Below are 8,342 nucleotides of genomic sequence, written 5' to 3'. Positions count from 1 at the left end.
AGCCAGAACCCGTCCACCCCGAGGGCGGACAGATAGTCCAGGCGCAGGCGCAGTCCTTCGAGATCGCCGATGCCGTCTCCGTCGGCGTCGGCGAAGGAGCGCAGATAGACCTGGTAGACAGCGGCGTTCTGCCACCACGACGTCTTCATGAGGACCTTCCAGAGATGGGGGATCCGCCACCGGTTCAGGGGTCGTGCCGAGCATCGTGGCACGCTGGGTTTCTTTCGTCAAGAAACTTATATTTGCTTTCTTGACACACAAAAGAAACATGGAGGACTCTACGGGGCAACGCACCTTCCACCCCCCGGCCATCGCCCCCGATTCGCCCCGACCCGGAGCCCACCGGTCGACTCTTGCTCTCGGTGGACGTTCCCTGGTTCAGGTATGCCTCGAGGAAGCGCGATGGTGGCCTAGGAGCACGATGTCCACGCGACGCATGAGGTTTTCGCTGGCGACCGCCGCAGCCCTGACGATCCTGCTTCCGCAAACCCCTCCGGCGCCTGCCGCCGCCGAGGCCGATCCGCCCGGAGCCCCTGGGGCGGCCGCGACGTGGAGTACCGGTGACAAGGAGGGAGTCGGCACGTCCGCGACCCGGGAGTCCCCGGTCTGGTACACCCTGGCCGGCGGCGCCCTGAGCGAGGTCTATTACCCCAATGGGGGAGTTCCCAATGTCCGATCGCTCGACTTCGCGGTGACGGACGGCTCGACCTTCACCCAGCGGGAGAGCCAGAACACGCGCAGATCCATGCGGTTGACCGACGAGAAGTCCCTCACCTACCAGCAGAGCACTGAGGATCTGGCCGGTCGGTGGCGGCTTACCAAGACCTACGTCACCGACCCGGTCCGCGCTTCGGTCCTGATTGACGTGAAATTTGAGATCCTCAAAGGTGGCCCGCTTCAGCTCTACGCGCTCTACGACCCTTCGCTGGCGGGCACGGCCAAAGGGGACTCCGGGCGTACTGAGAAGGGTGTCCTCATCAGCGAGGACACCGGTGTCGGGTCCGCGCTGGCCAGCTCGATCGGCTTCACCGCCACCACGACCGGATACGCCGGCTCGGCGAGCGACGGCTGGATCCAGCTCCAGAACGACCATGAGTTGGCCAGAACGTACGAGTCCGCCCCTCAGGGCAACATCACCCAGACCGCGCAGCTCCCCGTCGAGGGCAGGACGATCCGGTTCACGCTCGCTCTCGGCTTCGCCGCGACGGGCGAGCAGGCGCTGGCGACCGCGACGAGAAGCCTGCGCCTCCCCTTCGCGGCCACGGCCGCCGCGTACGCGTCGGGCTGGCGGTCCTATCTCAGCGCGCTCATGGCGACGCGGCTGACGGGCAGGTTGCGCGCTCAGTACTACGCGGCCCTCATGACGGTGAAGGCACACGAGGACAAGGCCAGGCCGGGAGCTTTCATCGCGTCACTCACGATTCCCTGGGGTCAGGCCGTGGACGCCGACAGCACCGCGGGCGGCTATCACTTCGTGTGGGCCCGTGACCTGTACCACCAGGTGTCCGCGTTGCTGGCGGCCGGGGACAGGCAGGCCGCCGGGGACGCCGTGAGGTGGCTGTTCGACGCGCAGCAACGGGCTGACGGCCACTTCCCGCAGAACTCGAAGACCGACGGGACGCCCGACCAGAACAACGTCCAGCTGGACGAGACCGCCTTCCCGATCATCCTGGCCCAGCAGGCGGGTGTGTGGCATCCCGGCGTGACGCAGGCGGCCGACTACCTTGTGGCACACGGCCCGGTGACGCCACAGGAGCGCTGGGAGGAGACGGGCGGCTACTCTCCCTCCACGATCGCCGCCGAGATCGCGGCCCTCGTCTGTGCCGCCGACCTGGTACGCCGGCACGGCGACCCTGCCAAAGCGGCCATCTACCAGGCCGTCGCCGACTCCTGGCAGCGGCAGGTCCAGGCCTGGACATACACCACGACCGGAAATCTGAGCGACGGCCGGTACTACGTCCGGATCAATGCGAGTGGCAAACCCGACGACGGCGCTGCCCGCGAGTACGCGAACGGTGCGGGCGTCCACAAGGAGAGCAGCGTCGTCGACGCCGGCTTCCTGGAACTCGTGCGTCTCGGCGTCAAGCGTGCGGATGACCCGGCTGTCGCACACTCGCTCAAGGCGGTGGACGAGTCCATCGCTGTGGACACTGCCGCGGGCAGGGTCTGGAAGCGCTACACCTTCGATGGCTACGGCGAGACCGCCGACGGCGCGCCCTGGACCGGCGTGGGAGTCGGCCGCCCGTGGCCCATCCTGTCCGGGGAGCGGGGCGAGTACGCCCTCGCCAACCGGAAGAACGCCACGCCCTATCTGCGGACGATGGCGAACTCCGCTAACGACGGCCTCATGATTCCTGAGCAGATTTGGGACAAGCCCGACCCCACCGCCTACGGGCACGTCTTCGGCAAGGGGACCGGCTCGGCCGCGCCGCTGGCGTGGGCGATGGCCCAGTACGTCAGGCTGGCATTGGGCATCGAGGCGGGCCGACCCGTGGAGACGCCGCGTGTGGTCGCCGACCGGTACGCTCGCACGCTGCCGGCACCCGCGCTGACCGTGACCGGCCCGGCCGATATGTCCACGGCCGACGGCAAATCCATCGAGGTCACGGGGACGACCACCGCCGGGAAGGTGTACATCGCCGTCAACGGCGTGACCACCACTGTGACGCCGTCAAGCGGAAGCTTCACGGCCACTGTCCGGCTTCCCGCCGTGCAGAACACCATCACGGTCGCAGCCGTGGCCGCCGACGGCGGCACCAACGCCGTGACGCGCACGGTCATGTCCTTCGGCGACCGGCTCGGCGGTCTTGCCGATCCCGTCGGCGACGACAACGGTCCAGGCTCGTACGTCTATCCGGCGAGTGGCGCCTTCTCCCGGGGCGCATTCGACCTGAAGAGGTTCGATGTCTACCGCGACGGCGACACACTGCGCCTGGTGACCACTTTGGCAGGGGACATCACGAACCCCTGGGGCGGCAACGGCATGAGTGTCCAACGCCTCAACGTCTATCTCCAGACCACCCCGGGTGGCAGCCCGCAGCCCGCGCTGCCCGGCACCAACATCGCCACCGGCCAGGCATGGCAGCTCACCGTCGTCGCCGATGGCCGCTACCCCATGGGGGCGTACGCGCCGGGCGGTGAGAAGATCTCCGACGTCGGACTATCGGTGCTGCCAGCCACCAGGCAGATCGTCGCCAGCCTGCCGGTCAGCGCGCTCAATGGCACCGATCCCCGGGCAGTGAAGTACGCCGTCGCGATGTTCAGCGACGCGGAAAACGGCGAAGGAATCGGCAACATCCGCCCCGTCTACAGCCTCGAACACTGGCAGACCGGACCCTGGTGGATCCACGACTACAGGTTCGGCGGCGGCGCGGGCGAGTATTCGGACGCACTTCCCGCCAAGGACACCGACACCTCCGACCCCAACGCCATCGACGTGATCGTCGGCGCCGGTCAGGACCAGTCCGACGTACTCGACTGGACCAAGCACACCCCGCCTGTGGCTGTCCCGCTGCTCGGCCTGGACGAGTAGCGCCGGCATAGCAAGAGGGGCCGAAGGGCGGCTGCAACGTCCTCCGGCCCCGCCCGGCGGGCCTGTTTCGCCGGGCACACTCCATCCCCTTCTCAGGAGGAACAGTGAGACACCGTCTCAGGCTCGCCGGGTTATCAGCATTATTGCTGACGACCACCCTGGTGGCGCTGCCCGCGGCACCCGCGCAGGCGCTTGACAACGCACCCGGCGCCCCGGGCACGAACCCCACATGGGCTCCCGCCAACAAGACGGGCTTCGGCACCTCGAAGACCACCGACAGCAAGGTGTGGTTCACGCTGCAGGACGGCGGCATGTCGGAGGTCTACTATCCCGACCTCGGCACGCCCAGCGTCCGTGACCTGCGATTCGTCGTCTCCGACGGCAGCTCCTTCACCGAACGCGACAGCGACTCCACCCAGTCCACCAAGCTGGTCGACCCCAAGGCGCTCATCTTCCAGCAGACCGACACCGCCAAGTCCGGCAAGTGGCGACTGACCAAGACCTACGTCACCGACCCCGCCCGGCCGACCGTGCTCATGGACGTCAAGTTCGAGTCCCTGACCGGCCAGCCATACCAGCTCTATGCCCTGTACAACCCGCGCCTGGGCAATAGCGGCGCGTATGGTTCCGACGACATCGGCTGGACCAGCGGTGACGCGCTGGTTGCGCAGGACAACACCATCGGCAGCGCGCTCGCCGCCTCGCCGGCCTTCACCGCCACATCCACCGGCTACCAAGGGACCAGCGACGGCTGGAGTGACCTGCGCAGCGACAACAAGATGGACTGGCAGTACGAAGCCCGGCAGCGGGGCGGGAACATCGTGCAGACCGCTCGCCTGGCCGTCACCGGCGTGTCCGGGAGTCAGTCGTCCACCGTCGCCCTTGGCTTCGGCGGCAACGCCGACGCAGCTCTCAGCACCGCCCGCAGCACGCTGAGCGCCGGATACGCGGCCGTGTCCGCCGCCTACGCCTCCGGCTGGCATGACTACGTCTCCAGCCTGAAGCCGCCGCCACCCAGCCTCGTCACCCAGCGCGAGAAGGACGTCTACAACGCCTCGGTCATGATCCTCGCCTCGCACGAGGACAAGACCAACCGTGGCGCGTTCGTGGCCTCCCCGACGATGCCGTGGGCCTGGGGGACCAACCCCAACCTGGAAAACCCGTCCGGCGCCTACCACCTCGTGTGGGCCCGCGACGTCTCCGGCAAGGCTGGCGGCCTGCTCACCGCGGGTGACCCCGCTGCGGCGGAACGCGCGCTGAACTACCTGTTCACCAAGCAGCAGAAGTCCGACGGCTCCTTCCCGCAGAACAGCACGCTCGACGGGCGGGAACACTGGACCAACACCCAGATGGACGAGGTGGCCGCGCCCATCATCCTGGCCTGGACGCTCGGCAAGAAGGACGCCGACACCTGGAGCCACGTCAGGGCGGCCGCCGACTACATCATCGGCAACGGCCCGATCACCAAGCAGGAGCGCTGGGAGAACCAGGGCGGCTACTCCCCCGCGACGATCGCCGCAGAGATCGCCGGTCTGGTCTGCGCCGCGGACATCGCCAAGGCCAACGGAGACACCGCCAAGCAGCAGGCGTACCTCGCCAAGGCGGACGACTGGCAGTCGCATCTGAAGGGCTGGACCGTCACCACCAACGGTCCCTACAGCTCTAAGCCGTACTTCCTCCGCATCACGAAGAACGGCGACCCAAACAACGGCACGACCTACGACGTCGGCGATAGCGGGCCCAACAACGCCGACCAGCGTGCCGTCGTCGACCCCAGCTTCCTGGAGACCGTACGGCTCGGAGTGCTGGCGCCGGACGACCCCGACATCCTCAACACCATTCCGGTGGTGGACCAGCAGCTCGGCGAGAACACCCCGAACGGCCAGTTCTGGCACCGCTACAACTGGGACGGCTACGGCGAGCAGCGCAACGGCGGCGAGTGGAACTTCGGTTTCCAGCCCAATAGCCAGACCACGGTCGGCCGGCTGTGGCCGCTGTTCGCGGGCGAACGGGGCGAGTACGAGCTCGCGGCAGGCAAGAACGCCGACGCGCGCCTGGCCGCGATGGCGGCGGCGTCCACCGAGGCCGGGCTGCTGGGCGAGCAGGTATGGGACCACGTCGGACCGGGCGCCGCGGGCACCCCGACCTACTCGGCCACCCCGCTCGGCTGGGCGCACGGCCAGTTCGTTCGCCTCGCCTGGTCGATCGCGGCCGGCCGGTCGCTCAGCACGCCGAGCATCGTGGCCTGCCGTTACCTGCACACCCAGTGCGACGGCAACCCTCAGGACACGCCGCCGGGAGCGCCTGGCAAGCCGGTCGCGTCCGATATCACCAGCAACTCGGTGAAGCTGACCTGGACGGCGGCCACCGCGGGCACCAACTCCATCGCCGGCTACGACGTCTACCGGGACGGCGACAAGGTCGCCTCGGTCACCGGTCTGAGCGCCACCATCACCGGCCTCAGCCCCAAGACCACCTACAGCTTCACGGTCAAGGCCAAGGACAGCACGGGCCTGACCGGCCCCGCATCCCCCGCCACCAGCGTCACCACAACCGCTGGATCCAGCACTTCCTGCAAGGTCACCTACTCCGTGCAGAGCGACTGGGGGACCGGCTTCACGGCCGGGTTGACGATCACCAACACCGGAACCAGCCCGCTGTCGAACTGGAAGCTCGGCTTCTCCTTCGCCGGCGGACAGCAGCTGAGCAATGGCTGGGCCGCGAGCTGGTCGCAGAGCGGTGCTCAGGTCACCGCCACGGCTCCCTCTTACTCCAGTGACCTCGCGGTCGGCGCATCGGTCGAGATCGGTTTCATCGGCTCCTACTCCGGCGCCAATCCCAACCCGACGACGTTCACCGTCAACGGCGCTACCTGCAACTCGTAACCACCAGGGTGCGGCCGCCTCGGTGGCCGCACCCACCGTCATGAAAGGCACCCCCCATGCCTCTACGCTCCCGGCCAGACCGGTTACGTCACATCGGCAGTCTCGTGGGCGGCCTCGCGCTGACCTGCACGGCTATCGCCGCCATACCCAGCGCCGCTTCCGCGGCCACGGTCACCGACGCCTGGACCGACTCCTCCCGCTACGCCCCGGGAGAGGACGCGGTGGTCACCGCGAAGGTCGACGGCAGCGGCCCCGTCACCTTCACTCTCACCCACCTCGGTGACGTCGTGGAGCAGGCCACCGTGCAGGCCAGCGGCAGCGGCCAGGTGACCTGGCGGGTTCGTCCCCCGAGCACGGACTACACCGGCTATCTCGTTCACGTCGACGGTGCCTCCGGTAGCGCCCAGACCGCAATCGACGTATCCAGCAAGTGGACGCGCTTCCCTCGCATGGGCTTCCTCGCCTACTACGGCACCGGGATCTCCGCCTCGGAAGCGGACGGTGACATCGCCGAGCTGTCGCAGCGCTACCACATCAACTCTCTGCAGTACTACGACTGGCTGTGGAAGCACGAACTGCCGGTCAAGCACGACGGCTCCGGCGTCGCCTCGACCTGGACCGCATGGAACGGGGACACGATCAGCTCCCAAACGATCAAGAACTACATCGCTTCCAGCCATGCCAGGAACGTGGCCTCTCTGCCCTACCAGATGTCGTACGCGGCGCTGAACGACTACGACCAGTCGAAGGTCAGCCCGAACTGGCGACTGTTCAAAGGCAGCGGTCAGGAGTGGACCTACCAGATGGTCCCCAGCCAGGTTCTTCACCTGATGAACCCGCAGAACACCGGCTGGCAGGACTACATCATCGGCCAGTACGTCGACTCGGTGAACTCGATGGGCTTCGACGGCGCACACCTGGACCAGATCGGCTACTGGGAGGAGATGTATGACGCCAACGGCAATCGCGTCGACCGCCCCGCCGGATTCGCGCAGATGACCAACCGAACAAAGCAGGCGCTGGCCTCGAAGGGCGGAGCCGTCGGTTTCAACGCGGTGGACGGTTTCGGCGACGCAGAGCTCGCGGCGTCCAACGCCGACTACCTCTACACCGAGCTGTGGGACAACTACGAGACCAACTCGAATGTCAAGAACTACCTGGAGCGGCAGCGCCAGGCGTCCGGCGGCAAGCCGCATGTCACCCCCGCCTATATGAACCGCGGGGAGTCCAACAGTGTGTTCGACACGACGTCCGTGCAGCTGGCCAACGCGACGTTCGCCGCCAACGGTTCGAATCACCTGGAGCTCGGGCCGAACGACCACATGCTGAACACCGAGTACTTCCTCAACAAGAGCAAGAGCATGTCGTCGGAGCTCAAGGCGTGGGAGAAGACCTACTACGACGTCATCACGGGGTACGAGAACCTTTTCTATGGCCCCAAGCTGCACACCGCGAGCAACGCCGTCCAGATCGCCGGCCAGCCGACCAGCACCGACGGCTCGGGGAACACCATCTGGACAAACGTCATGCGCAATGACGGTGTCGACGTCATCCACCTCATCAACCTGCTCGGCAACGACAACCGGTGGCGCAACTCCGCGGCGAACACCCCGCCGACGCTGACCAATCTGGCGGTGAAGTACTACATCGGCGACCAGGCCGTGCCGCCCAGCATTCATCTGGGCAGCCCGGATCGCGAGGGTGGGCGGTCGTCCGAACTGCCCTTCACCACCGGCAGCGACTCCGGTGGCCGCTATGTCGCCTTCACCGTCCCGCAGCTGAAGACCTGGGACTTCATCTACTTCGACCCGACGCCCGACTCCAACCCGAGCCCTAGTCCTTCGGCCAGTCCGTCGCCGAGTCCGTCGGCTCCGGGGGGTTCGGGGCACATCGTCAACAGCAACGGCAAGTGTGTGACGGTGGCT

3 protein-coding genes are annotated in these 8,342 nt (G+C 67.2%); all 3 read left to right on the top strand.

Annotated elements, in window-relative coordinates; all coding sequences use genetic code 11:
• The first annotated feature begins 436 nt into the window (after window positions 1-436).
• Entirely contained in the window at window positions 437-3,532 is a 3,096-nt protein-coding gene (locus tag HCK04_RS39585; RefSeq protein WP_168066654.1) for a glucan 1,4-alpha-glucosidase, read from the top strand.
• Window positions 3,533-3,675: 143 nt separating this feature from the next.
• A complete protein-coding gene (locus HCK04_RS39580) occupies window positions 3,676-6,417 on the top strand; it encodes a glycoside hydrolase family 15 protein (protein WP_142652659.1) in 2,742 nt (913 codons plus the stop codon).
• Window positions 6,418-6,473: 56 nt separating this feature from the next.
• Window positions 6,474-8,342 (top strand): glycoside hydrolase family 66 protein (locus HCK04_RS39575; protein WP_142652658.1); only part of this gene is annotated, 1,869 nt, incomplete at its 3' end.

The sequence above is a fragment of the Microbispora sp. CL1-1 genome (assembly GCF_012034195.1).
In the GTDB taxonomy this organism is placed as follows: Bacteria; Actinomycetota; Actinomycetes; order Streptosporangiales; family Streptosporangiaceae; genus Microbispora.
This window is presented reverse-complemented; position numbering and strand designations above follow the sequence as displayed.